Annotated in this window: 20 protein-coding genes; 16 read left to right on the top strand and 4 right to left on the bottom strand. The window is 68.6% G+C overall.

Annotation, left to right across the window (positions count from 1 at the left end):
* Positions 1-40 precede the first annotated feature (40 nt).
* Entirely contained in the window at positions 41-640 is a 600-nt protein-coding gene (locus tag AB0H36_RS21995) for a TetR family transcriptional regulator (RefSeq protein ID WP_360526180.1), read from the top strand.
* Here the strand turns inward: AB0H36_RS21995 and AB0H36_RS21990 are convergent.
* Positions 623-1,573, bottom strand: coding sequence for a nucleoside hydrolase (locus tag AB0H36_RS21990; RefSeq protein WP_360526177.1), 951 nt, complete (start codon positions 1,571-1,573; stop codon positions 623-625). The two genes, AB0H36_RS21995 and AB0H36_RS21990, sit on opposite strands and share 18 nt — an antisense overlap.
* Before the next feature lie 97 nt (positions 1,574-1,670).
* Here AB0H36_RS21990 and AB0H36_RS21985 point away from each other — a divergent pair, with 97 nt between their 5' ends.
* Positions 1,671-3,536, top strand: a complete 1,866-nt coding sequence (locus AB0H36_RS21985) for a glycerophosphodiester phosphodiesterase family protein (RefSeq protein ID WP_360526174.1) — start codon at positions 1,671-1,673, stop codon at positions 3,534-3,536.
* A 24-nt stretch (positions 3,537-3,560) separates the two neighbouring features.
* On the opposite strand, the gene AB0H36_RS21980 is transcribed toward AB0H36_RS21985, so the two are convergent.
* Positions 3,561-4,244: a GntR family transcriptional regulator gene (locus tag AB0H36_RS21980; RefSeq protein WP_360526171.1), complete on the bottom strand. Its 684-nt coding sequence runs from the start codon at positions 4,242-4,244 to the stop codon at positions 3,561-3,563.
* A 452-nt stretch (positions 4,245-4,696) separates the two neighbouring features.
* On the opposite strand from AB0H36_RS21980, the gene AB0H36_RS21975 reads away from it, so the two are divergent.
* The 9 genes from AB0H36_RS21975 to AB0H36_RS21935 all read left to right on the top strand — a co-directional run bounded on the left by AB0H36_RS21975 (position 4,697) and on the right by AB0H36_RS21935 (position 17,877).
* Entirely contained in the window at positions 4,697-5,452 is a 756-nt protein-coding gene (locus AB0H36_RS21975) for a carbohydrate ABC transporter permease (RefSeq protein ID WP_360526168.1), read from the top strand.
* A 1-nt stretch (position 5,453) separates the two neighbouring features.
* On the top strand, positions 5,454-7,169 hold the full coding sequence (locus tag AB0H36_RS21970; RefSeq protein ID WP_360526165.1) for a glycoside hydrolase: 1,716 nt from the start codon (positions 5,454-5,456) through the stop codon (positions 7,167-7,169).
* Positions 7,169-8,554 carry an aldehyde dehydrogenase family protein gene (locus AB0H36_RS21965; RefSeq protein ID WP_360526162.1) on the top strand — a complete coding sequence of 462 codons (1,386 nt, stop codon included), beginning with the start codon at positions 7,169-7,171 and terminating at the stop codon, positions 8,552-8,554. Before AB0H36_RS21970 ends, AB0H36_RS21965 begins: the two co-directional genes overlap by 1 nt.
* Positions 8,551-9,498, top strand: a complete 948-nt coding sequence (locus tag AB0H36_RS21960) for a dihydrodipicolinate synthase family protein (protein ID WP_360526159.1) — start codon at positions 8,551-8,553, stop codon at positions 9,496-9,498. Before AB0H36_RS21965 ends, AB0H36_RS21960 begins: the two co-directional genes overlap by 4 nt.
* Complete coding sequence (locus tag AB0H36_RS21955; RefSeq protein ID WP_360526156.1) at positions 9,495-11,180, top strand: dihydroxy-acid dehydratase; 1,686 nt, start codon at positions 9,495-9,497, stop codon at positions 11,178-11,180. Before AB0H36_RS21960 ends, AB0H36_RS21955 begins: the two co-directional genes overlap by 4 nt.
* Positions 11,181-11,494: 314 nt before the next feature.
* The gene (gene nrdR / locus AB0H36_RS21950) at positions 11,495-11,989 is read left to right on the top strand and encodes a transcriptional regulator NrdR (protein ID WP_360526153.1); all 495 of its coding nucleotides are present in this window, start codon (positions 11,495-11,497) and stop codon (positions 11,987-11,989) included.
* Between the two features lie 102 nt (positions 11,990-12,091).
* Positions 12,092-14,989, top strand: coding sequence for a vitamin B12-dependent ribonucleotide reductase (locus AB0H36_RS21945; RefSeq protein ID WP_360526150.1), 2,898 nt, complete (start codon positions 12,092-12,094; stop codon positions 14,987-14,989).
* 120 nt (positions 14,990-15,109) lie between these two features.
* Positions 15,110-16,738 (top strand): helix-turn-helix transcriptional regulator, encoded by a 1,629-nt coding sequence (locus AB0H36_RS21940; RefSeq protein ID WP_360526147.1) that lies wholly within the window; start codon positions 15,110-15,112, stop codon positions 16,736-16,738.
* Positions 16,739-16,803: 65 nt separating this feature from the next.
* Positions 16,804-17,877, top strand: a complete 1,074-nt coding sequence (locus AB0H36_RS21935; RefSeq protein WP_360526144.1) for a class I SAM-dependent methyltransferase — start codon at positions 16,804-16,806, stop codon at positions 17,875-17,877.
* A 141-nt stretch (positions 17,878-18,018) separates the two neighbouring features.
* Here AB0H36_RS21935 and AB0H36_RS21930 read toward each other — a convergent pair whose 3' ends face one another.
* Positions 18,019-18,762: an aldo/keto reductase gene (locus AB0H36_RS21930; RefSeq protein ID WP_360526141.1), complete on the bottom strand. Its 744-nt coding sequence runs from the start codon at positions 18,760-18,762 to the stop codon at positions 18,019-18,021.
* Between the two features lie 139 nt (positions 18,763-18,901).
* Here AB0H36_RS21930 and AB0H36_RS21925 point away from each other — a divergent pair, with 139 nt between their 5' ends.
* Positions 18,902-19,531 carry a hypothetical protein gene (locus AB0H36_RS21925; RefSeq protein WP_360526138.1) on the top strand — a complete coding sequence of 210 codons (630 nt, stop codon included), beginning with the start codon at positions 18,902-18,904 and terminating at the stop codon, positions 19,529-19,531.
* Between the two features lie 234 nt (positions 19,532-19,765).
* On the top strand, positions 19,766-20,860 hold the full coding sequence (locus AB0H36_RS21920; protein WP_360526135.1) for a hypothetical protein: 1,095 nt from the start codon (positions 19,766-19,768) through the stop codon (positions 20,858-20,860).
* Between the two features lie 58 nt (positions 20,861-20,918).
* Here the strand turns inward: AB0H36_RS21920 and AB0H36_RS21915 are convergent, their stop codons facing one another.
* Complete coding sequence (locus AB0H36_RS21915) at positions 20,919-21,215, bottom strand: hypothetical protein (RefSeq protein WP_360526132.1); 297 nt, start codon at positions 21,213-21,215, stop codon at positions 20,919-20,921.
* Between the two features lie 139 nt (positions 21,216-21,354).
* Here AB0H36_RS21915 and AB0H36_RS21910 point away from each other — a divergent pair, with 139 nt between their 5' ends.
* The 3 genes from AB0H36_RS21910 to AB0H36_RS21900 all read left to right on the top strand — a co-directional run bounded on the left by AB0H36_RS21910 (position 21,355) and on the right by AB0H36_RS21900 (position 22,250).
* Positions 21,355-21,708, top strand: a complete 354-nt coding sequence (locus AB0H36_RS21910; protein ID WP_360526128.1) for an XRE family transcriptional regulator — start codon at positions 21,355-21,357, stop codon at positions 21,706-21,708.
* A 31-nt stretch (positions 21,709-21,739) separates the two neighbouring features.
* The gene (locus AB0H36_RS21905; protein ID WP_360526125.1) at positions 21,740-21,943 is read left to right on the top strand and encodes a KTSC domain-containing protein; all 204 of its coding nucleotides are present in this window, start codon (positions 21,740-21,742) and stop codon (positions 21,941-21,943) included.
* Positions 21,944-22,061: 118 nt separating this feature from the next.
* Complete coding sequence (locus tag AB0H36_RS21900; RefSeq protein ID WP_360526122.1) at positions 22,062-22,250, top strand: hypothetical protein; 189 nt, start codon at positions 22,062-22,064, stop codon at positions 22,248-22,250.
* Positions 22,251-23,131: the final 881 nt, after the last annotated feature.

Genomic DNA, 23,131 nt, shown 5'->3' with positions numbered 1-23,131 from the left:
CATTAGACAGCCCGGCAGGGCCGGCCGACAACGAGGTTTCGTGACCGAACGACGTCATCCTTCGTCGCACACCGCGGCCGGCATTTCGGTGAGCGCGATCGCCGACGCGGCGCTGGCGGCCATCCGGACCGACGGTGTGAGCGGCCTGACCATGCGATCGGTGGCCGAGCGCCTCCGGGTCCGCGCGCCGTCCCTCTACCACCACGTCCGGAACAAGGATGAGCTGCTCGACCTGGTCGCCCGGAACGCCTTCGACCAGTTCGTCGCCGCGGACCGGACGGCGTACGACGAGGTCCGCAGCGTCGACGACTGGATCGCGGTGACGACGGCCGGCGCGCTCGAGTTGCGCGACTTCTACGCCGGTCACCCCGGTCTGGCCGGACTGATCCAGGCCAAGGCAACGCCCGATCGCGACCAGGGTGACGGATCGCGCGCGGAGCTAGTCCGCACGCAGATCCGGTCCCTTGTCGCTCTCGGCGCACCGGAGTCGCAGGCGCGGGCCGTCTTCGAGACCAGCGCGCACTGGACGCTTGCGGCCGTGGTGGCCGAGCCGACCGAACCCGATCGCTTCGCCGCCGGCCTCGACCTGTTCATGGCCGGCGTCCGCGCCCGGCTGATGGAGCTACTTGACCGTGCCTAGCCAGAGATCGACGTACCGCGCGCTGTCCACCGCCGTCGCCACCTGTACGACGGTCGGCGAAGGCCCATGTGGATCGCTGGTGAGGTCGGCGGTCCAATCGCGGGTGTCGACGATCGTCCGCCCGCGCGACCAACTGCCGGACAACTCGACCCGCAGCGGGAACGCCTGGGTGGTAAGCCCGGCCGGGTCGATCACCGCGCAGACCGCACCGCCGTCGCCGATGCTCGCACCCTCGGCTGCGTACAGCTCGCTGCGCTTCTCGATCAGCTTCCGCGCCAGCTCGGCACTTGGTGAGCCGCCCAGCGATCGGGCCTGGTCGAGCGAGATCACCACGTCGTAGAAGACGTCCAGCCCGTACATCGTCACCGGCACGCCGAGCTCCGCGGCAGCGGTGAGCACGACGGCCGCCGCCTCCGGGTCGGTCCAGATGTTGAACTCCGCCGAGGCGGTCGCGTTCCCGATCCCGGCCGCGCCACCCATGAACACGATCTCGCGGAGACCCGCCGCCGCGTCCGGGTAGGTGCGGAGCAGCAGCGCGATGTTCGTCATCGGCGCGAGTGGGATCAGCGTCACCAGCTCGCCTGACGCGGCGGCTGCCCGCAGCATGTCGCGGAGTAGCTCGACCGCGTGGCCGGCGCCCGCCGTACGTGTGGAACGCGGCCAGTCGAGGTTGCCGAGGCCGTCGGCGCCGTGCACGTGCGGCGCGTTGCGGACGGGTTGGAGCAATGGCACCGCGGCTCCGGCTGCCACCGGCACGTCTGGGCGTCCGGCAGCGTCCAGGACGGTCAGGGTGTTGGCCACCACGTCGTCGAGCCCGACGTTGCCGCCTACACACGTCACTGCCTTCAGGTCGAGCTCGGGGTGGCGGGCGGCGAGCAGGAGAGCGCAGGCATCGTCCAGCCCGGTGTCGACGTCGAGAATCACCGGTTTCATGCCGCCATCCTGACCCATCAGCGGATCCACCCGGCGTTGGCGGTTAATTCATCACACGCTCTGGTTCTGTTGGTGCCGGTTTCCTACGGTCCTGGCCATGATGCTCATGTCACGCCGCCCCCGTGCAGTACTGGCCGCGCTCGCCTCTGGAGCCACCATTACCGCCTTCCTGGTCGCACCGACAGCCGTCGCCGAGCCGTCTGCCATGCGGTTGGCCGACCCCACGCCGACGGTCAAGGAAACCTTCGACGGTACGGCGTTGCCGGCCGGCTGGACGCCCGTCGAAGGCACCTGGAAGGTGCAGAACGGCCGCCTGGTCGGCACCTCGGCCAGTTCGAGCCAGCAGAGCCGGATCACCTTCGGCACCCCGCTGACCGACTTCCGGATCGAGGGCCACCTGCGCTTCGAGTCCGCCCTCGACGCCGGCCGCTGGGTCGCGTTCGGGCTCGACCTCGCCCCGAGCGGCGCGGTCCCGTGGTCGATCGCGACGCTGCGGAACGGCTCCACCGCCACCAACGGTCTCGAGTTCGCCCAGCGCACGCCCACCAACACCTGGAACGTCACCGACACCGCCGCCGCGCCGATCCAGGTCGGTGTCGGCAAGGAGGTCGCCGTAGCCGTCGAGGTCCGCGGCACTCGCGCCACCTGGTACGTCGACGGCCGCGAGTCGCTGCGCACCACGATGGTGAACCGCAGTACGACGGGTGTGCAGGGGCTGCTCGTCAACGGGGCGACCGTCTCGTTCGACGACCTGACTGTCACGCCGCTGGCGAAGGAGTCGTTCATCCGCAAGCCGGGTGCGCCGCTGCGGGTGTGGGCACACCGCGGTGGTTCGTCGGCCGCTCCGGAGAACACTGCCGCGTCGGACGAGGTCGCGCGCCGCGCCCGCGCCGAGTGGATCGAGAACGACGTCCAGCCGACGAAGGACGGCGTACCGGTGATCCTGCACGACACCACGGTCGACCGGACCACGGACGGCGCCGGCGCGGTCCGGTCGCTGACCGCGGAGCAGGTCGCCGGGCTGGACGCCGGGTCGTGGTTCGCTCCCGCGTACGTCGGTCAGCGCGTGCCGACTCTGGCGTCGCAGCTCGACGGACTCAAGACGCGCGGCGGCAACCTGCTGCTCGAGGTCAAGGGTGAGCACACGCGGGCTTCGGTCGAGCGGATCGTGCAGGAGATCCACAGCCGGGGGATGAGCAGCCGGGTGTTCGTGCAGAGCTTCGAGCCGCAGCACCTGCGGTGGGTCCGTGAGCTTGCGCCGGAGCTGCCGCTCGGCCTGCTGCGGTCGACGCTCGACCCGGATCCGGTCGCGATCGCCAAGGACCTGGAGCTGTCGGCGTACAACCCGTCCGACGCCGCCTTCCAGACCCGGCCGGGAATCGTCGGCGAGCTGCACGCGGCCGGGGTCGCGGTGAACGTGTGGACCGTGGATGACGCGACCCGCTGGAACGCGCTGGAGAAGGCCGGCGTCGACGGCATCATCACGAACCGCCCGGCCGAGCTGGCTGGCTGGAACGCCGCATTCGCGCAGCGGGTCAAGCCGGCCGCGACGATCCTCAGCCCGGCGGCGGGGGAGCGGATCGACCGCGCCCAGCAGCTGCGCGTTGCCGTCGGCAACAACTCCGCGGAGCCACTGGCGATCACCCTCGACGGCGCGTCGATTGTCAACGGTTCGATTGTCGACACTACGACGCTGACGGCCGGCAAGCACGTCCTGAAGGCGACCGTCGCCGGCTCGACGGTCGAGAGCAGCTTCGACGTGATCGCGACCCCGACCGGGCTCGCCAACCTGATCCTGACCTCCGGCGCCACCCCCTCGACGGTCTCGACGATGGCGACGCTGCTCGGTCAGAAGCAGTACGCCGCCCTCGCGACGTACGCGAACACGCCGGCGGCTCGCGGCCTGACCGCCGTACGCCGCCAGCAGATCATCGCCGAGGCGACCGCGCTCGCCGCGCGCTGACGCAAGCCCCGCCCGTCGCCGCGCTCAGCTGTCGTGACGCGCGGCGATGAGGCGGTGGTAGGCGCCGGTGAGGTGGTTGTCGATCGCCTCGGCGGCGGCCGTCGCGTCGCCGCCGGCGATGATGTCGCGGATCGCCTTGTGCTCGGCGTACGCGATCTCGTGGAAGTCGGGCCGGGCGACGTGCCGCGAGTACAGGAACATCGCGACCTGGCTGCGGATCTGCTGCCAGGCCCGGTCCAGCCGGGCGTGCGCGGCCGCCTGGTACAGCACGTCGTGGAACGCGAAATCCAGGTCCAGCGCTGTCTGCGGCTCGTAGTCCGGCCCGAGCGCCCGCATCTTCTCGAGTACGTCGTCCATCGCCGCCAGGTGGGCGTCGGTCAGCCGGGGGAGTGCCCGCTTGACCGCTAGCTGCTCCAGGCTCAGCCGGAGCGTGTAGATCTCCTCGACGTCATCGTCGGTCAGTGCGATGACCTGGGCGCCGCGGTGCCGGCGCAGCACGACGAGACCCTCCCGCTCCAGCTCGATCAGCGCCTCGCGGATCGGGCCCCGACTCATGTCGAGAGCGGTCGCCAGCTCGCCCTCGGGCAGGTGCTGGCCGGGCGCGAGCGCGCCGCTGACGATCATCTGCCGCAGCGCCGGTACGACGGTCGCCCACAACGCCGGGCTGCGCTCGGCCTGCCGGGCGAGCTGATCGAGCGGTCCAGCCACGGTCGTCCTCCATCGGTGTAAATGGTCGATTGTTAACCATTGACTTTTGACAACGCCGAGACCAGGCTAGCCGGTAGACCCCCACACGGCGAGCCCCCGCCGGAGACCCCGGCCTCGTGCTCACCCGCCGGCTCGGCTGCCCTTCCATTCCCCGTTCGACCTCGACTCACGTCAGAGGGAGACCCCGTGCTGCCCACCTACCGCCCGAGAAGGCTCACGACACCGACCAACAGCAGACCAGCAGGCCCCACGCATCCACCCAGGATCTCCAGACGGCGGGCACTCGCCCTGGGGGCGGGGAGCGCCGCGGCGCTGGCCGGCTGTTCCTCGCCGTTCGACGACACGACCCGGGGTGGTGGACGGGTGCTGGAGTTCACCACCTTCTACACTGGCCCCGACGGCGCCCTGATGCAGACCATTGTTGATACAACAGCTGCCAGGACGACGTCGTCGTGCGGTTCACCGCCCCCGCGTACGGCGGTGACTACCTGACCAAGATCCTGACCGCCTCGCTCGCCGGCGCCCCGCCCGCGATCATCGCGCTGCACAGCTACGAGATCCCGCCGCTGCGCCGGTTCCTGCACACCATCGACTTCAGCACGGTCGTCGCCGTGGTCTCCACGGTGCTGGCGCTGCTGGTCTGCTCGATGGCCGGGTACGCGCTGGCGAAACTGCCGTTCCGCGGCAACGCGGCCGTCCTCGGGTTGCTGCTGGCAACGATGCTGATCCCGGGCGAGGTCGTGCTCGTCCCGCTCTTCCAGCAGTTCCGCGAGCTCGGCCTGCTGAACACGTATGGCGCCCTGGCCCTGCCACACATCGTGTCGCTGCTCGGCGTCGTCCTCGTCCGGCAGTTCATCGTGAACCTCCCCGACGACCTGATCGACGCTGCTCGGGTCGACGGCGCCGGAGCGTGGCAGACGTACCGGCACATCGTCGTACCGCTGATCCGCCCGGCCCTGGCGACGCTCGGGATCCTGGTGTTCCTGGGCAGCTGGAACGACTTCCTCTGGCCGCTGATCTCGACCAGCTCGCCGAGCATGCAGACCCTTCCGCTCGCGCTCGTCACGTTCCGGTCCGCGTACGGCGACGTTGACTACGGCGTCGTGATGGCGTCCGCGGCACTCGCGATCACTCCACCACTGCTCGTCTTCTTCCTCGCCCAGCGATTCATAATCGCCGGAATCAGCACCACCGGACTGAAAGGCTGACATGACCCCGAACGCCTCTCCCAGCGACGTTCAACGTCTTCCGTACGCCCCTTCCGACCCCTCCGCGACCCCGCTGCGCACGGCTCGCGTCACCGTCGACGCCTCCTCCGACGCCGGCGTTCTCGACCGGCCGTGGGCCAGCCTCGGGTACGACGAGATCAACTGGACCTACACGCCCCAGGGCCGCCGGACTTTGCAGACAATCGGACGATTCGCGGAGACGCCGTACCACGTCCGGCCGCACAACATCTTCAACAGCGGGACCGGTCTCGGGCTGCCGCATTGGGGGAGCGGCAACGTCTACCACGAGGACGCGGACGGCAAGCCGTACTACGACTTCACGATCGCCGACCGGACCTACGACGCGATCGTCGGCTCCGGCCACCACCCGCTGGTCGAGCTCGCCTTCACCCCGCTCGCCCTGGTGCCCGAGTCCGCCAAGGAGGAGTTCCCGTTCGAGAACAGCCCCAGCCAGTACAGCGCCTACGAGGCCGGCTGGTGGTCGTACCCGCCGAAGGACTACGCGAAGTGGGGCGGCCTGGTCGCGGCTCTCGTCGAGCACTGCCTGGAGCGGTACGGCGCCGACGAGGTCAAGCACTGGCTCTGGGAGCTCTGGAACGAGCCGGACATCTCGTACTGGCGCGGCACGCCGGAGCAGTTCCACGACCTGTACGACGTGACCGTCAAGGCGATCCGGGACGTCTACCCGGAGGCGCGCGTCGGTGGCCCGGCCGTGACCGGCGGCGACCGGGGCGCGGTGTTCCTGCACGGCTTCCTGCAGGCCTGCGCCGAACGCGACCTGCCCGTCGACTTCGTTTCCTTCCACACCAAGGGCTCGCACTTCACACCGTGGCGCACCTACGGCCCGATCGGCGCGCCGGCGCCCGAGCAGCAGTCGCCGTCGACGCCGAAGATGCTCCGCGAGATCGACCGCGCCCTGCGTGTCATCGAGCAGTTCCCGCAGTACGTCGACGCGCCGGTGATCGTGGACGAGTGCGATGCCTCGGTGCCCGCTCACTGGGGCATCTACGACAACGCGAACTTCGCCTACCGCAACAACGAGTACTACCCGGTGTTCCAGGCGAAGCTGATGAAGAAGGTGCTCGACCTCAACGCGCAGCACGCCGCGAAGGTGCACGAGGCAACCACCTGGAGCTTCTCGATGGAGGGCGAGCGCTACTTCGAGGGCACTCGAAGCTTCGTCACCGCGTCCGGGATCGAGAAGCCGCTGATGAACGCCTACCGTGCCTTCGCCCACCTCGGCGACCGGCGCCTGGCCGCGACCTCGGACCGGTCGGTGGACATCTCCGACATCAGTGCCCTGGGCAACGGGCTGGCGGAGGAGGTCGACGTCATCGCGAGCCGCAGCTCGTCCGACGGCAGCGTCGCGGTCCTGGTCTGGCGGCACGCCGACGACCAGTACGCCGATGGCAAGGAGGCGACCCGTGTCGACCTCCAGGTCGACGGGCTCGAGACCGGTGCCTGGACCGTGCAGCACTACCGGATCGACCACAGCCACAGCAACAGCCACACCGTCTGGGAGGACCTGGGCGCGCCGCAGGACCCGACCCCTGAGGAACTGGAGAAGATCACCGCCCGGCAGGGACTCGAGCGGTTCACCGATGACGACGAAGTGCAGGTCGACGGCGTGCTTGGTTTGCAGCTGGAGCTTCCACTCCCGTCGCTGAGCCTCGTGATCCTGACCAAGGTGGCCTGATGTTCATCGGTGGTGTCTGGCGCGAGGCGTCGGACGGCCGGACCATCGACGTACTGAACCCGGCCACCGAGCAGGTCGTTGCCCAGGTTCCCAACGCGTCGGACGCGGACCTGGACGACGCGCTTGCGGCAGCCGCGTCCGGCTTCGCGGTCTGGCGTCGTACGGCGCCTGCCGACCGGGCCGACGTACTCGATCGGGCCGGTCGGCTGCTGCTCGAACGGGTGCCGCAGATCGCCGTGATCCTGAGTGAGGAGCAGGGCAAGCCGATCGCGGAGGCCGAGGCCGAGGTCCGGCAGTCGGCGGAGTACTTCAGCTGGTTTGCGGGTGAGGCGGTCCGGTCGTACGGGCGGTTGTTGCCGACGGCACCGGGTCGCCGGTCATGGGTGGAGCGGCGGCCGGTCGGACCGGTCGCCGCCTTCACCGCCTGGAACTTCCCGGCTTCCCTGCCCGCTCGCAAGCTCGCGCCGGCGGTGGCTTTCGGCTGCAGCATCATCGTGTGCCCGGCGATCGAGGCGCCGCGTACGGCGGGTGCGCTCGTGCAGGCGTCGACGGACTCGGGTGTCGCCGATGGCGTGGTCAACCTGATCACGGGTGATCCGCCGCGGGTGAGTGAGCGGCTGATCGGGTCGGACGTGATCGCGAAGATCACGCTGACCGGGTCGGTGCCGATCGGTCGGACGCTGGTGCGGCTGTCCGCCGAACGGCTGCAGCCGTTGACGCTCGAGCTCGGCGGTCATGCGCCGGTGCTGATCTTCGACGACCTGTCCGCCGACCAGCTCGGGCGTGCGGCGGACGCAGTGGTCCGGGCGAAGTTCCGGAACGGCGGGCAGGTGTGCATCTCACCGAGCCGGATCTTCGCGCAGCGGTCGATTGTCGACAATCTGATTGCAGGCGTGCTGGAGCGCGTCGACGGGCTGGAGATCGGCCCGCTCGCCAACGCGCGCCGGCGGGATGCGGTCGCCGCGCTCGTCGAGACGAGTGGGGCCAAGGTGCACTCCGGTGGGGTGCGGCCAGACGGTCCCGGGTTCTTCTACCCGCCGACCGTGCTCACCGACATTTCGCCCGGCGCGGCGGTCCTTCGAGACGAGCCGTTCGGGCCGATCATGCCGATCCTCCCGTTCGACGACCTCGAGGACGGGCTGGCCCAGGCGAATGCGGTGCCGTACGGCTTGGCGGCGTACGTGTTCACGGCGGACCTGCAACGCGCCGACGCCGCGGTCGCCGGGCTGGATGCGGGCATGATCGGTGTCAACGAGCTGGCCCTGGCGTCCGCGGCCTCGCCGTTCGGTGGGGTGAAGCTGTCCGGCTACGGCAGGGAAGGTGGCACCGAGAGCCTGGAGGCGTACACGGTGGCCACTGCGGTGACGACGAGAGGAGCTCCATGACGTTGGATCCCGGGGTGTGGGGTGTGCTGGCGACGCCGTTGACGGCGGACGGCTCGGCCGTCGACACCGAGTCGCTGGCCCGGCAGGTCAGGCACTACGAGGCGATCGGCGCGACCGGGCTGACCGTGCTCGGTGTCTTCGGTGAGGCGGCCCGGCTGACCCCGGCGGAGCGGCTCACGGTGGTGGAGACCGTTGTCGCGTCCGGCGACCTGCCGCTCGTGATCGGAGTCAGCGCACTCGGGCTCGAGGAGGTGTGTGCGGAGGCCGCGAACGTCTTGCCTGCAGCGGGATCTCGCCTTGCCGGACTGATGGTTCAAGTGAACTCCAGCGATCCGGGGGCCCTGAGCAATCACCTCAATGAGGTGGCCGACCGCACCGAACGGCCGCTGGTCGTCCAGGACTACCCGGTGATCAGTGGTGTTCCGATCGCGACCGCTGACCTGGTGGCCGCCGTACGCCGGGTCCTGTCTGTGGTTGCGGTGAAGTCCGAGTCGTCCCCGAGTCCACCTGCTGTTGCCGAGCTGGTTGCTGGACTCGACGTGCCGATCTTCGGCGGTCTCGGTGGCACCTGTCTGCTCGACGAGCTCGCCGTCGGCGCGGCTGGTGCGATGACGGGCTTCTCCGTTCCGGAAGGGCTCCTTGCGTGCGTGAAGGCCTTCCGGGACGGCGGCTTCGACGCGGCGCGGGACGTATGGCGCGACTACCTCCCACTGGTCAACTTCGAGTTCCAGGCCGGGATCGCGTTGGCCCTGCGCAAACGCAGCCTGGTCCTGCGCGGCCTGATCGCCCACGACACCGTCCGCCCACCCGCCGCCACACCCCCAGAAACCATGCTGCGCCTCCTAGCCGAACACCTCCACCGCACACCGTCCGTCGCCCTCCCTCCACCACCCGAACAACCCACCCCCTCAACATCCCCCGAGCGAAGCGAGGGGTTGCTTTGAGTGGTATCTACCGGGGTCTCGTCAGCTACGGGGACCGGGACTTCTCTCGGTTCCTGCGACGCGCCTTCCTGCACGCGAGCGGGCGGTCACCGGAGTCACTGGACCGTCCGGTGGTCGGCATCGCCACCTCCACCAGCGACTTCAACCCCTGTCACCGGCAGCAACCGGAGCTGGTCCAGTCCGTCGCCCGCGGCATCATCGCGGCCGGCGGGCTGCCGATGGAGTTCCCGACCATCTCGCTCGGCGAGAGCTTCCTCGAACCGACCGCGATGGTCTACCGCAACCTGATGGCGATGGACGTCGAGGAGCTCGTCCGGGCCCAGCCCATGGACGCCGTCGTACTCGTCGGCGGCTGTGACAAGACCGTGCCGGCCCAGCTGATGGGCGCGTTCTCGGCCGGTAGGCCTGCGATCCAGCTAGTCACCGGCCCGATGTCGACCGGCCGGCACCAGGGCGAGCGGCTGGGTGCGTGCACCGACTGCCGCCGGTTCTGGGCCCGCTACCGGGCCGGTGAGGTCTCCGACGCCGAGATCGGCCGGGTGGAACGCAACCTGGCCACCACTGCCGGAACCTGTGCGGTAATGGGGACCGCCTCCACGATGGCCTGCATCGTAGAGGCGCTTGGCATGGCCTTGCCGGACAGCGCTGCCGCACCAGCTGTCCACGCCGACCGCCTACGCATCGGCGAGGCAACAGGCGCGGCAGCCGTGGCGGTTGCCGAGGCAGGCCGTACGCCGGACCAGGTAGTCACGGCCGCCTCCGTCCGCAACGCACTGCGTGTGCTGCTGGCGATTGGCGGGTCCACCAACGCGCTGATCCACCTGACCGCAATGGCCGGACGGCTCGGTCTGCCGATCGATCCGGATGAGCTGAACGAGCTGAGTGAGACCACACCGGTCCTGGTAGAGCTCAAGCCGACCGGTGCGCACTACATGGAGGATCTACATGCTTCTGGCGGACTACCCGCCGTACTGCATGAGCTGAGGGACCTCCTGGACCTGTCTGCCCGCACTGTGACGGGCGAGACGCTGGGGGAGCGGCTTGGCTCCGGGCCCACCTGGGTGGATCGAGAGGTGGTGCGGCCGCTGGACGCGCCGAGCCGCGAGAAGGGCGGACTGGTCTGGTTGCGCGGCTCGCTGGCGCCGTCCGGTGCGCTGATCAAGCGGTCTGCTGCTGATCCCGCTCTCTTCGAGACCACTGGGCGCGCTGTGGTCTTCAGTTCACTCGAAGACCTCGCAGCCCGCGTCGACGACCCAGACCTCGACGTCGAGGCGTCCGACGTACTGGTGCTGCAGAACGCCGGCCCGCTCGGCGCCGGCATGCCCGAGGCCGGGTACTTGCCCATCCCGGCCAAGCTGGCGCGGTCCGGCGTACGGGACATGGTCCGGATCTCCGACGCCCGGATGAGCGGTACGGCGTACGGCACGATCGTGCTGCACGTGACGCCGGAGGCCGCGCTCGGCGGGCCGCTGGCGCTGGTCCGCACGGGCGACCGCATCCGGTTGTCCGTGTCCGAGGCAGGCCTCGACCTGCTCGTCTCGCCCGAAGAGCTGGACGAGCGCCGGGCAGAGCTGCCCAAGCTTGACACGCCACCGGTGACCGGCTACCGAAAGTTGTTCCGCGACCACGTTCTGGGAGCGGACCAGGGCTGCGACTTCGACTTCTGCCGACCTGCCTCCTGACCCCTGCGAACGCCCCAGCGACTGTCCTGCGCTGACCCCTGCGCGGCCCATAGTTTGCGCCTCCAGGGGGTCATTGCGGCGACGCCACGCGGGACTACACGGGGCCGCGCGAGTGTTGGAACGAAGAGACGCGCGCGGGATTCGGGCGTTCTTGCAAACTGTCGGAGCAGCGATCTAACATCCCTAGATGTAGTGGTTACACGGGTGTAATTTTCCACAGGTAGTGGTCAGTTGCACACAGCTTCTACACAAGTTGTCCCCAGGCAGATCCACAGGCCGCCGCAGTGACGGCCTCACGGGAGGAGTGATTCGTCGTGCACTGTCCGTATTGCCGGCACGCCGATTCCCGGGTTGTGGACAGCCGCGTGGCCGAGGACGGCGGAGCGATCCGCCGCCGCCGGCAGTGCCCGGTCTGCGAGAAGCGGTTCACCACTGTGGAGCAGATGCAGCTCACGGTCGTGAAGCGCTCCGGCGCGACCGAGCCGTTCAGCCGGGAGAAGGTCATCAACGGAGTCGGCAAGGCCTGCAAGGGCCGGCCGGTGGACGTCGACGCGCTGGCCCGGCTGGGGCAGCGGGTCGAGGACGCGCTCAAGGCGAGCGGCTCGCCGGAGGTGCCCGCGCACGAGGTCGGACTCGCGATCCTCGGGCCGCTGCGGGAGCTCGACGAGGTCGCCTACCTGCGGTTCGCGAGCGTGTACCGGCAGTTCGAGTCCGCCGACGACTTCGAGACGGAGATCGCGCTGCTGCGGGCGGAGAAGGAGCCGGAAGGCACCGAGCCGCGTCCGCTGAAGCCGACCCAGCAGACATAAATCGGGGAACCAGCAACACCACGCAGTACCAGTGGTTGAGCAGTACCAACGGGGCGGTCCCGACAGACCGCGGCAGTGCAGACAATTGGGCGAGGAGCAACCATGACAGAGACGGTGACCGGCCACTCGGGGTCGACCAAGAGGTCGGCGGCCGGGTTCCGCGGGCGCAAGAGCGCCCCCGCGGGACTCACCATCGAGCGCATCTTCACGACCGAGGGAGTACATCCGTACGACGAGGTGACGTGGGAGCGCCGCGACGTCGTGCAGCAGAACTGGAAGACCGGCGAGACGGTCTTCGAGCAGCGCGGGGTCGAGTTCCCCGACTACTGGAGCGTGAACGCCTCCACGATCGTCACCACCAAGTACTTCCGTGGTGCGGTCGGCCACGACAACCGCGAGTGGAGCCTCAAGCAGCTGCTCGACCGGGTGGTCAAGACCTACCGCAAGGCCGGCGAGGAGCACGGGTACTTCGCCACGCCGAAGGACGCGGAGGTGTTCGAGCACGAGCTCACCTGGATGCTGCTGCACCAGTACTTCAGCTTCAACTCGCCGGTCTGGTTCAACGTCGGGACGTCCTCGCCGCAGCAGGTGTCGGCCTGCTTCATCCTCGCCGTCGACGACTCGATGGACTCGATCCTGAACTGGTACAAGGAAGAGGGCCTGATCTTCAAGGGCGGCTCCGGCGCCGGCCTGAACCTGTCCCGGATCCGCTCGTCCAAGGAGCTGCTGCAGTCCAGCGGCGGGACGGCCTCCGGCCCGGTCTCGTTCATGCGCGGCGCGGACGCCTCCGCCGGGACGATCAAGTCCGGCGGCGCCACCCGGCGGGCGGCCAAGATGGTCGTGCTCGACGTCGACCACCCCGACATCGAGGAGTTCGTCGAGACCAAGATGCGCGAGGAGGAGAAGATCCGGGTCCTGCGCGACGCGGGCTTCGACATGGACCTCGGCGGCCGCGACATCACCTCGGTCCAGTACCAGAACGCGAACAACTCCGTGCGCGTCACCGACGAGTTCATGCGCGCGGTCGAGGAGAAGGGTGAGTTCGGGCTGCGGGCGCGGCTGGACAACTCGGTGATCGAGACCGTCGACGCGCGTGAGCTGTTCGACAAGATCTCCCAGGCCGCCTGGGCCTGCGCCGACCCGGGCCTGCAGTACGACGACACCATCAACGACTGGCACACCACGCCGGAGACGGGCCGGATCACCGCGTCCAACCCGTGCTCGGAGTACATGCACCTGGACAACTCGTCCTGCAACCTGGCGTCGCTGAACCTGATGAAGTTCCTCCGCGACGACGACTTGTTCGACTCGGAGAAGTTCGTCAAGGCGGTCGAGCTGATCATCACCGCGATGGACATCTCGATCTGCTTCGCCGACTTCCCGACCGAGGCGATCGGCGACACCACCCGCGCGTACCGGCAGCTGGGCATCGGCTACGCGAACCTCGGTGCGTTGCTGATGGCAACGGGTCACGCCTACGACTCCGACGGTGGTCGCGCACTGGCGGGCGCTATCACCTCGCTGATGACCGGCACGTCGTACAAGCGCTCCGCCGAGCTGGCCGGCGTCGTCGGCCCGTACGACGGCTTCGAGCGCAACAAGGACGCGCACACCCGGGTGATGCGCAAGCACGCCGCGGCCAACGACGCGATCCGGACCATGCACGAGATCGACAAGGACGTCCAGAAGCACGCCACCGCGGCGTGGGACGCCGTCCTGAAGGTCGGCGCCAAGAACGGCTGGCGCAACGCGCAGGCCTCGGTGCTCGCGCCGACCGGCACCATCGGCTTCATGATGGACTGCGACACCACCGGCATCGAGCCGGACTTCTCGCTGGTCAAGTTCAAGAAGCTGGTCGGCGGCGGCTCGATGCAGATCGTCAACCAGACGGTGCCGCGGGCGCTGCGGCAGTACAACTACACCGAGGAGACGATCGAGGCGATCGTCGAGTACATCGCCGAGCACGGTCACGTCGTCGACGCGCCCGGCCTGAAGCCGGAGCACTACGAGATCTTCGACACCGCGATGGGCGAGCGGGCGATCAAGCCGATGGGCCACGTGCGGATGATGGCGGCCGCGCAGCCGTTCCTGTCCGGCGCGATCTCGAAGACGGTGAACCTGCCGGAGACCGCGACCGTCGAGGAGATCGCCGACGTCTACTTCCAGGGCTGGAAGCTCGGCCTGAAGGCACTGGCCGTCTACCGCGACAACTGCAAGGTCGGCCAGCCGCTGGCGGACGCGAAGGCGAAGAAGGCCTCCGCGGCGGAGGCTGTCGCGGCCGAGGCCGCGGTGGCGGAGAAGATCGTCGAGAAGGTCATCGAGTACCGGCCGACCCGCAAGCGCCTGCCGAAGTCGCGGCCGTCGCGGACCACGTCGTTCAGCGTCGGTGGCGCCGAGGGCTACATGACCGCCGGCTCGTACCCCGACGACGGCCTCGGTGAGGTCTTCCTGAAGATGGGCAAGCAGGGCTCGACCCTGGCCGGGGTGATGGACGCCTTCTCGATCGCGATCTCGATCGCACTGCAGCACGGCGTGCCGCTGGAGACCTACGTCCAGAAGTTCACCAACCTGAAGTTCGAGCCGGCCGGCCTGACCGACGACCCGGACGTCCGGATGGCGCAGTCGATCATGGACTACATCTTCCGCCGCCTGGCCCTGGACTACCTGCCCTTCGACGAGCGCGCCGCCCTGGGCATCTACTCCGCGGAGGAGCGGTCCCGCCAGCTCGACACCGGCTCCTACGAGCCGGTCCCGGTCGAGATCTCCGAGGCCGAGTCCCTGAAGTCGGTCGAGCCGGCTCCGGAGCCCGCGGGCGAGGTCGTCGAGGCGGCCGCCGCCAAGCCGGTCAAGGGCGAGGCGCGGACGACGGCCGAGATGTTCGAGCTGATCACCGGCACCTCGGTGGACGCGCCGCTCTGCTTCACCTGCGGCACGAAGATGCGCCCCAGCGGCTCCTGCTACGTCTGCGAAGGCTGCGGCAGCACCTCCGGCTGCAGCTGATCCACCTGCTCGGCAGCCTCAGCTGCCTGGTCGGCACCAGCCGACCGCCTGGCTGAAAGCGCCACGGCCCCCGGGACTTCCCACTTTCCCCGGGGGCCGCAGCGCGTCTACCGTCAAGGGGTGGAGGAGGTCGGCGGTCTCCTTGCGGCCGGGGAGAAGGCGCTCGGCGACGGGGACTGGGTGGCGGCACTTGCTGCGTTCGGGTCCGACGAGGTCTGTGAGACCGCGGAGGGCCTTTCCGGGCTGGGGAACGCGCAGTGGTGGCTGGGCGACGTACGGGCCGCCTTCTCGAGCTGGGAACGTGCCTACGCGCTGTTCCGCCGTACCGACCCGGCCGAGGCCGTCTTCATGGCGCTCGGCCTCAGCATGCTGTATGACGCCAACTTCGGCGACCGCGCGGCGGCACAGGGCTGGGCTGCGCGGGCAGTCCGGGTGGCTGCCGAGGTCGACGACCCTGTCGTCGTGGCTTGGGCCTCGCTGGCTCGAGCCGGCACCTCGGACGACAAGGCGGCAGTTGCTGCTTGGTGTGAAGCGGCGTACGAGGTCGGGATCGAGGCGGGGGACCGCGACCTCGAGCTGTGTGCACTGAGCATGTGGGGAGCCGCGCTGATCGACCTCGGCCAGATCATCGAGGGCACTGCGCTTATGGACGAGGCACTTGCCGGTGCGCTCGGGGGTGAGGGCGCTCGGCCGGACACGGTCGTCCTTGCGAGCTGCCTGCTGATGCGGTCGTGCGTCCGCGGTGGCGACTACCTCCGTGTCGTGCAATGGGTCCGCTCACTCGATGCCTTCATCGCCCGGTATGGCTGTCCCTACCTTCACGCATCTTGCAGAGCGTCGTACGGCGGAGTGCTCGTCTCCACTGGGGATTGGCCGCGCGCGGAGGACGAGCTGAGTGCTGCGATGGAGCTGGCCCGCGACGCGCTGCCGGCTGTGCAGGCAGAGGCGGCTGCGTTCTTTGCTGAGCTCCGGCTGGCGCAGGGCCGAGTCGGTGAGGCTCGGCAACTCCTGACTGGTTTCGAGGATCGCCCCGTCGTACGCCCGGTCCTGGCAGCTGCCTACCTGGCCGCCGGGGAGGTGGCGACGGCTGTCTCGCTCGTACAACGTCAGCTGGAGGGCGCATCGCCTCTGGAAGAGGCCCGGCTGCGTGAGGTGCTCGGCTCCGCCTGTCTGGCGTCGGGTGACGTGGCAGGCGCGGCCGCGGAGGCAGAGCGGCTGTCTGACCTGGGTACGACGACTGACAGCGGGCTGATCGCCGCACGGGCTGCTCGGCTGTGTGGACGGGCGTTGCTGGCGCAGGGGGAGTGTCAGGCGGCCGTGGCTCGGCTGGCGGCGGCTCAGACCTGGTTCGGGCTGTTGGAGATGCCGCTCGAGGTTGCACGTACCCGGATGATGTTGGCGCAGGCGATGGCGCCGTACGACCCGGCCCCTGCGGTTGCCGAGGCACGAATCGCTCTTGCGGTGTTCGAAGATCTGGGGGCGGCTGCTGATGCTGACGCGGCGGCTGCGTGCTTGCGGGCTGCTGGTGCCACGGCTGCTCGCGTTGGGCCTCGTGGGCTGGGGTTGTTGACGAAGCGGGAGCATGACGTGCTCGCCGTACTGGCTGAGGGGTTGCCGAATCCGGAGATCGCGGCCCGGCTGTACATCAGTCGTCGTACGGTCGAGCACCACGTGGCGAGCATCCTGTCGAAGCTCGGCCTACGGAACCGCACCGAGGCGGCCGCCTACCTCACCCGGGTCCACGAATAGGCGAACTCACCGATGCTCCAGCCGGCCTCGCGGTGTGACGCTGCGGGTGGGGATTGGAGACCACCATGAGCGAGACAACGCTGGACACGACCCGGCTCGAGGCCTTCGGGCAGCAGATGAGCGACGTATTGAACCATGGCACGCTCGCGTTGCTGACGAGCATCGGCCACCAGGTCGGCCTGTACGACGCCCTCGCGGAGTTGCCGCCGGCCACCAGCCACGAGATCGCCGGCGCCGCCGGCCTGCATGAACGGTACGTGCGGGAGTGGCTCGGCGCGATGACCGTCGCCCGGATCGTCGAGTACGACGCTCGCGACCGCACGTACCGACTGCCGCGCGAGCACGCCGCGTTCCTGACCCGCGCAGCCGGACCGCAGAACCTCGCGGCGGCGACTCAGTTCATCGCGCTGCTCGCGGGAGTCGAGTCCTCGCTGGTTGAGTGCTTCCGGCGGGGTGGTGGCGTGCCGTACTCGGAGTACGTCGAGTTCCACCGGCTGATGGCCGAGGACAGTGGCGCGGTCTTCGACGCGGCCCTGATCGACGAGATCCTGCCGCTCGTGCCTGGGCTGCCTGGGCGGCTCTCCTCGGGGATCGACGTGGCCGACGTCGGGTGTGGGAGCGGGCATGCGATCAACGTGATCGCCGCCGCCTACCCGCAGAGTCGGTGCGTGGGCTACGACTTCTCCGCCGAGGGGATCGCCGCCGGCCAGGCGGAGGCTTCGGCACTCGGCCTGACCAACGCGCACTTCGTCGTACGCGACGCCGCCGAACTGGGCGAGCACGAACGCTTCGACCTCGTCACCGCCTTCGACGCCATCCACGACCAGGCGCACCCGGCCAAGGTCCTGGCCGGCATCGCTGACTCACTGCGCCCTGGCGGCACCTTCCTGATGGTCGACATCCAGGCCTCCAGCAACCTGGAGGACAACTTGGACCACCCCTTCGCGCCGTTCCTCTACAGCATCTCCACCATGCACTGCATGACCGTCTCCCTGTCCCTCGACGGCGACGGCCTAGGCGCGGTCTGGGGCGAACAGAAGGCCCGCCAACTCCTCACCGAAGCCGGCTTCACCGACATCCAAACCACCCACGTAGAAGCCGACGCCTTCAACACTTACTACATCTGCCGAAGGCCCTGATCGCCGCTGGTCGGGGCGGACCAGCTACACGCTGAGCTGGGTGTCCGCGCCTGGTGGAGGTTCAGTGGCCTGAACGGTCCGAGTCGGCTGCTGGTCTCGCCGTACCGTCGAGGGCAGCCAACGACGCCAACTCGGCATCGGTCAGGTCGAAGTCGAACACCGCCAGGTTCTGCTCGAGCCGCGTCCGGTTGACCGACTTGGGATCGGTACGACGCCCTGCTGCGTCTCCCACCGCAGCACAACCTGCCCCGGCGCCCGACCATGCTCCTCCGCGATCTGCCGCACCGCCGCGTGCTCCAACAGGTCGGTGCCCTTCCCGAGCGGACTCCACGCCTCGGTCACGATCCCGTGCTGCTGGTGAAACTCACGCTCGACCGGCTTGGCCCACACCGGACTCAGCTGCACCTGATTGACCTCCGGCGCCATTCCGGTCTCGTCGATCAGCCGCTGCAGATGCGCCGGCTTGAAGTTCGACGTACCGATCGCCCGCACCAACCCCGCCTCGCGCAGCGCGATCAGCCCTTGCCACGCTTCGACGTACCGATCCTGGTCCGGGTTCGGCCAGTGGATGAGGAGGAGGTCGAGGTAGTCGACACCGAGCTTGTCCGCGCTCGCCTCGAACGCCGTCCGGGCCCCGTCGACGCTGTGCCACCGTTTGTTGAACTTCGACGTCACGAACACCTCGTCCCGCGGCGCGCCCTTCAGTGCCCGCCCGACGCCGGTCTCGTTGCGGTAGTTCTCCGCGGTGTCGACCAGCCGGTACCCGGCCTCGAGGGCCTCCGAGACCACCCGCTCGGCGTCGCCGTCGTCCAACGGCGACGTGCCGAGCCCGATCCGTGGCATCGAGGTCCCACCACTCAGCGTGACGACCGGGACTGAACTCATCGCGTTTCCTCCTTCGCGGGGACGGCGTACGGCCACCGTACGTCGCGCCCGTCTCAGCGCACCGAAACGGGGCAGCGAACTGTCGGGGGCGTAGTTCATCATGGTGCGGCGGGATCGGATCGTGCGGAGGGGGAGGCGAATGAGGAATCGGCTGATCACTCTTGTGGACTTGGGTCTTGACAGCTCGTTCGACGCGTCGATGAGCTTCGTCCAGGGCATCACCGGGAACATCAACGCGGGCTGGGACCAACCGGTCATCGATGTGAACTTCGTCCGAACCCGAGACCACGAGACCGCGTTCTCCGCGCTCACCACGCCCTCGACCGTCCTGCACGTGATGGCTCACGGTGACCACAGCGAGGAGCCCTCCTTCCTGTCCACCGACGGCAAGACCCAGGTCTCGCTGCGGTCGCTGGCCGAGTGGTTCCTCGACCGCCAGTGGGGTATCGCCAGCGGCGTGGTGATTGCCGACGGCTGCAAGACCGGCATCGGCAAGTGGCAGCGAGCCATCCGCGACTGCCTCCAGGACGACATCACCTACATCGGCACCAGCACCGTCATCGGCTGGTACGAAGCCACCGTCTTCTGCTCCGCCTTCTACGGCGCCCTGGTCCGCAACCGCGGCCTCGGCCGCACCCCCGCCGAACAAGGCTGGGACGCCGCCACCCGAGCCATCGCCGCCTACGAAACCCTCACCGACGCCCGCTGCCCCTACAAACCAGTCCTCCTGACCCCCTCCCGCCGAGCCCTCCGCTCCCTCACCGGCTGACCTCCGCTCCTTCACTGGCTGACCCGCTTCCACACGTCCCGACCACACCAGCCCACCGACACGCGGGCGGCGGCTACTTTGGGTGAGGGATGGGAGACTCTTGGTGGGCTCGTCACGTGGCGAGGTCCGTGCTCTGGGTTGCCGGTGACCCGGGTGGCGGGAGGACGGGGAAGCCGTCCGATACGCATTGGCCGACCTGCTGACGTCCGCCCGACGTGGTGAAGGAACGCCGCCATGAAGCTCCATCGGAACTCCCTCCTGACGGCTGCCGCCATCGTCGTGGTCCTGTACGTCGTCTGCCTGATCGTCGGCCTGCCGACCTGGGCCGCGACCGTCCTCACAGTGGTACTGCTCGTCCTCCTGGCCGTGGTCTGGAAGCAACCCGATCCGCCGCGGCCCATCGTGACTCCGACGCCTGCTCCGCCGTCCGTCGTACTCCCGGAGCCGGACCCCGTCTTCAGCGGACCGCCCTCGCGCACGCTCGCCGACGTACGGCTGCCGTCCGCGTCGCCCGATTTCCAGTTCAGCTTCTCGGCCGTCGTTCAGTGGTCGACCGTGTTGACCGGAGCGCGGCACGCCGACCTCGGCGCAGTCGCCGTCCACGCCCTGCTCGAGCGCGCCCGGGCTCTGACTGCGACCCAGCAGGTGACCGAGGAGTCCCTCAATCAGCACCGGCTCGCCGCGCTGCTCGGTGAGCCCGCGCTCGACGAGAAGGGACAGGTCCGCTGCTGGGCGACCGAAATCCGCCTCCGCCTGCCGGACGCGGACCAGAAGCACCTTCTGCACCTCGCCGCCCTGCACCGCCGAGAGCACACCACCTTGCTCGAACGCCGGATGGAGCAGGACAAACGCACGTACCTGAAGGACGACGTCTTCGCCACGCCCGGCTCGGCCGCAGTCTGGTGGCTGGTCAACAATCCCGGCGAGGTCGAGACCGCCCTCGGCCTCCTCGACACCCTCGCCGAACTCTCCGCCGCCGCCAACGACCTTCCGATACGACGCTCGTCCGCTGAGGCCATCGAACAAGCCAGGCCGACCCGCGCCGAGCTCGACTTCAACTCAGCCGTCGACCACCTCCTCGAGCCCGGCGAGCGCACCGGCCGGACAACGGATCCGACAACAACCCCGGCAGCCGATCCGACACCAGACCGGACGGCCGCACCTACCGCGAGGCACGCCGACTCGCAGCAGCAGCCCGAGGCCGCCGATGCGAGATCCGCCCAGCCACCAGCCGGCGCCGACGTACCTACGACCGCCCGCAACGGGACTGCGAAGCCGTCGAGCCAGCCACCAGATGGCAAGTACCGGGAAGAGTTCTATTCGGAGTAGGTCGGTGAGGCGGGCCGGCTGCAGGGTGGACCCGCCCCACCGAGCTCGCGGGCGCACGTCAGCCATCCAGCCACTCGACGGTGGTCGCGCCGTTGTGACCGTGGACCGTGAGCAACGCCTCGATGCCGTCCGGCCAGACCGTGGTGGTCGGATATGGCCCGCCCCAGTGCAAGGCGACACTTCCGTCGCTCCACTCGACGCCCTCGGCGACGACGCCCGTACCGCTCACACCGGAGACGTCGACGTGGCGGACCAGCTGGAAGCAGCGTGGCCCGGACTTGGTCGCGACCTTCAGATGGCGCCGTCGCGGGGGCGTCCGCAGCAGCGTGGTGCTTCGACCGCTGATCTCGTTCATGCCTGAAGTCAACGCTCGCGGCGGCGTCCTCACCAGGAACTGAACAGGTATCCACAGGGCACAAATTCGGCACTCTGGCAATCACCCGATCGCCGTAACCTGATTGCAAGGAGTGATCAACGCGCAGGGAGTGAAACCGATGACCCTCATCGAGAAATGGACCGGCCGGCACGCGCATGCCTTGCGCGAGGCGCTCCGGTTGACCAACGAAGCGTTCGCCGAGCACCTCGGCATCGCGCCGCGGACCGTGACGAAGTGGCGCGAGCGCCCGGACATGGAGCCGAGCCATTTGATGCAACAAGCACTCGATACCTCGCTGAGACAGGCGCCTCCCGACGCCAGGATCAGATTCGCGGCGAACCTGGGCCGCGACGAGCCGCAACTCATGCTCGACCACGATGCCCTCAGCCGGCTCAACGAGGCGCTCGGTGATCTCGCCCGCGCCGTGGCGCGCCTCGAGTCGGCCGAGCCTGAGCGATCATCGGCACACTAGGGCGAGGTCGACGGACCCGAGGGGAGTGCAGGTGAGGCGACGACTGGTGAACTCGTCGAGTGTGCGATCGGTCGGCTGGTCCGACGGGACTCTGGAGCTCGAGTACGTCAACGGCTCCACGTACCAGTACTACGAAGTCCCGCAGACCACCTATGCCGCGCTGCTCGCTGCGCCGAGCATCGGCACGTACGTGAACGCCCACGTCAAGCCTCACTACGACTACCGCGAGGTTTGATCCGGACCGTTTCTGTAGGCGTCGCGGCGGGAACCGGATTGACGATCGACACGGGGGTGCGCCCAGCCCTGGAGGTGACATGCGCACTCGTAGAGCGTCTACGACTGGTTCTCGCACGGTGGCCATCATTGTCGTTGTCTGGTTGCTGATCGGCTTCGCGGCCGCTGCCCAACGGAACTACTTCGCAGGAGCCGATGCGACGTGCGCCAAGGTGGGCACGACGTTGGTCACCATCGTGGTCGGCCCACTGAACTACGTCGGTGCCAACCCGAAGATCGACTGCAGCGCACCACAACCGTCGAGGTAGCCGCGAGCTCGAGGCCGAGCAGGACTGTGCTCGGAAGAGGCGCGGCAGCCGGGAATAGCTTCCGTACGGCGCCGGTTACACCTGATGCCGTCCGGTTCAATGACCCCGGGCCTCAACCTCAGCCGCTACGAGCGGCCACTCGCCGAGAGGCGTCTGCTGGACGGTGCGGTACGTGACTGGTGGGAGTCGGCAAGCCCGGCTCCCACCAGGTCTCGCAGCCCAACCGACCTCTGACGGAACCTCGGGTACGACGACGTGGTGAGCCGTCGGCGTGGACGCCGTACGGAATCCACTGGAGGCCGCTTGAGTGGTGGGGCATCATGGGAGATGTCGCTCGCGGAGACGCGAGTGAGTGATGTGACCAGAGGGACCGACGACTGCCTCGCGGCCGTGCCGGCTGACCGGCTCCGAGGGTGCTTCGTGAGGGTTCGGACAGGGTCCGGCACCCCGATTTGCATCTTCACCGCGAATGTCAGTAATGTTCTTCTTGTTGGAGCGAGACGCAGGACGCGAAAGCGGCCGGTCCTCCGACAAACTCCCTGAAGGTCTCGGAAGCCGAAACACGCCTCGGCGGGTTTCGGACACTGAGTCGCGCAGGGAGGCTGGGACGAAAGAGGCCGATTTGACCGGCCCCGGACGAAACAGTAAAGTAGGGCGAGTTGCCCCGGAGCTTCAAACGAAAGTCTGAAGCGCGGTGTGCGTCCGATTCTTGAGAACTCAACAGCGTGCCGAAAGTCAATGCCGAAAGATGCATTAACCCCGTTCACAGGCATTGGGCGATTTTCCTGCCCCTGGTCGTTTCGACTGTGGGTTTGGGTTGTCTGTTGTTCTGTGGCGGATTCCTTTGAAATATTTTGATTCAAGTCAGTTTGATTGTTTCT

It is taken from the genome of Kribbella sp. NPDC050820 (assembly GCF_040653975.1).
In the GTDB taxonomy this organism is placed as follows: domain Bacteria; phylum Actinomycetota; class Actinomycetes; order Propionibacteriales; family Kribbellaceae; genus Kribbella.
The sequence above is the reverse complement of the archived record's forward strand: the minus strand, read 5'-3'. Positions and strand labels throughout refer to the sequence as shown.

Bases quoted from the DNA above. Each gene is read 5' to 3' on its own strand.
- AB0H36_RS21990 (WP_360526177.1), bottom strand. From the start codon at position 1,573: ATGAAACCGGTGATTCTCGACGTCGACACCGGGCTGGACGATGCCTGC.
- AB0H36_RS21985 (WP_360526174.1), top strand. From the start codon at position 1,671: ATGATGCTCATGTCACGCCGCCCCCGTGCAGTACTGGCCGCGCTCGCC.
- AB0H36_RS21970 (WP_360526165.1), top strand. From the start codon at position 5,454: ATGACCCCGAACGCCTCTCCCAGCGACGTTCAACGTCTTCCGTACGCC.
- AB0H36_RS21965 (WP_360526162.1), top strand. From the start codon at position 7,169: ATGTTCATCGGTGGTGTCTGGCGCGAGGCGTCGGACGGCCGGACCATC.
- AB0H36_RS21960 (WP_360526159.1), top strand. From the start codon at position 8,551: ATGACGTTGGATCCCGGGGTGTGGGGTGTGCTGGCGACGCCGTTGACG.
- AB0H36_RS21945 (WP_360526150.1), top strand. From the start codon at position 12,092: ATGACAGAGACGGTGACCGGCCACTCGGGGTCGACCAAGAGGTCGGCG.
- AB0H36_RS21935 (WP_360526144.1), top strand. From the start codon at position 16,804: ATGAGCGAGACAACGCTGGACACGACCCGGCTCGAGGCCTTCGGGCAG.
- AB0H36_RS21930 (WP_360526141.1), bottom strand. From the start codon at position 18,762: ATGAGTTCAGTCCCGGTCGTCACGCTGAGTGGTGGGACCTCGATGCCA.
- AB0H36_RS21925 (WP_360526138.1), top strand. From the start codon at position 18,902: ATGAGGAATCGGCTGATCACTCTTGTGGACTTGGGTCTTGACAGCTCG.
- AB0H36_RS21920 (WP_360526135.1), top strand. From the start codon at position 19,766: ATGAAGCTCCATCGGAACTCCCTCCTGACGGCTGCCGCCATCGTCGTG.
- AB0H36_RS21915 (WP_360526132.1), bottom strand. From the start codon at position 21,215: ATGAACGAGATCAGCGGTCGAAGCACCACGCTGCTGCGGACGCCCCCG.
- AB0H36_RS21910 (WP_360526128.1), top strand. From the start codon at position 21,355: ATGACCCTCATCGAGAAATGGACCGGCCGGCACGCGCATGCCTTGCGC.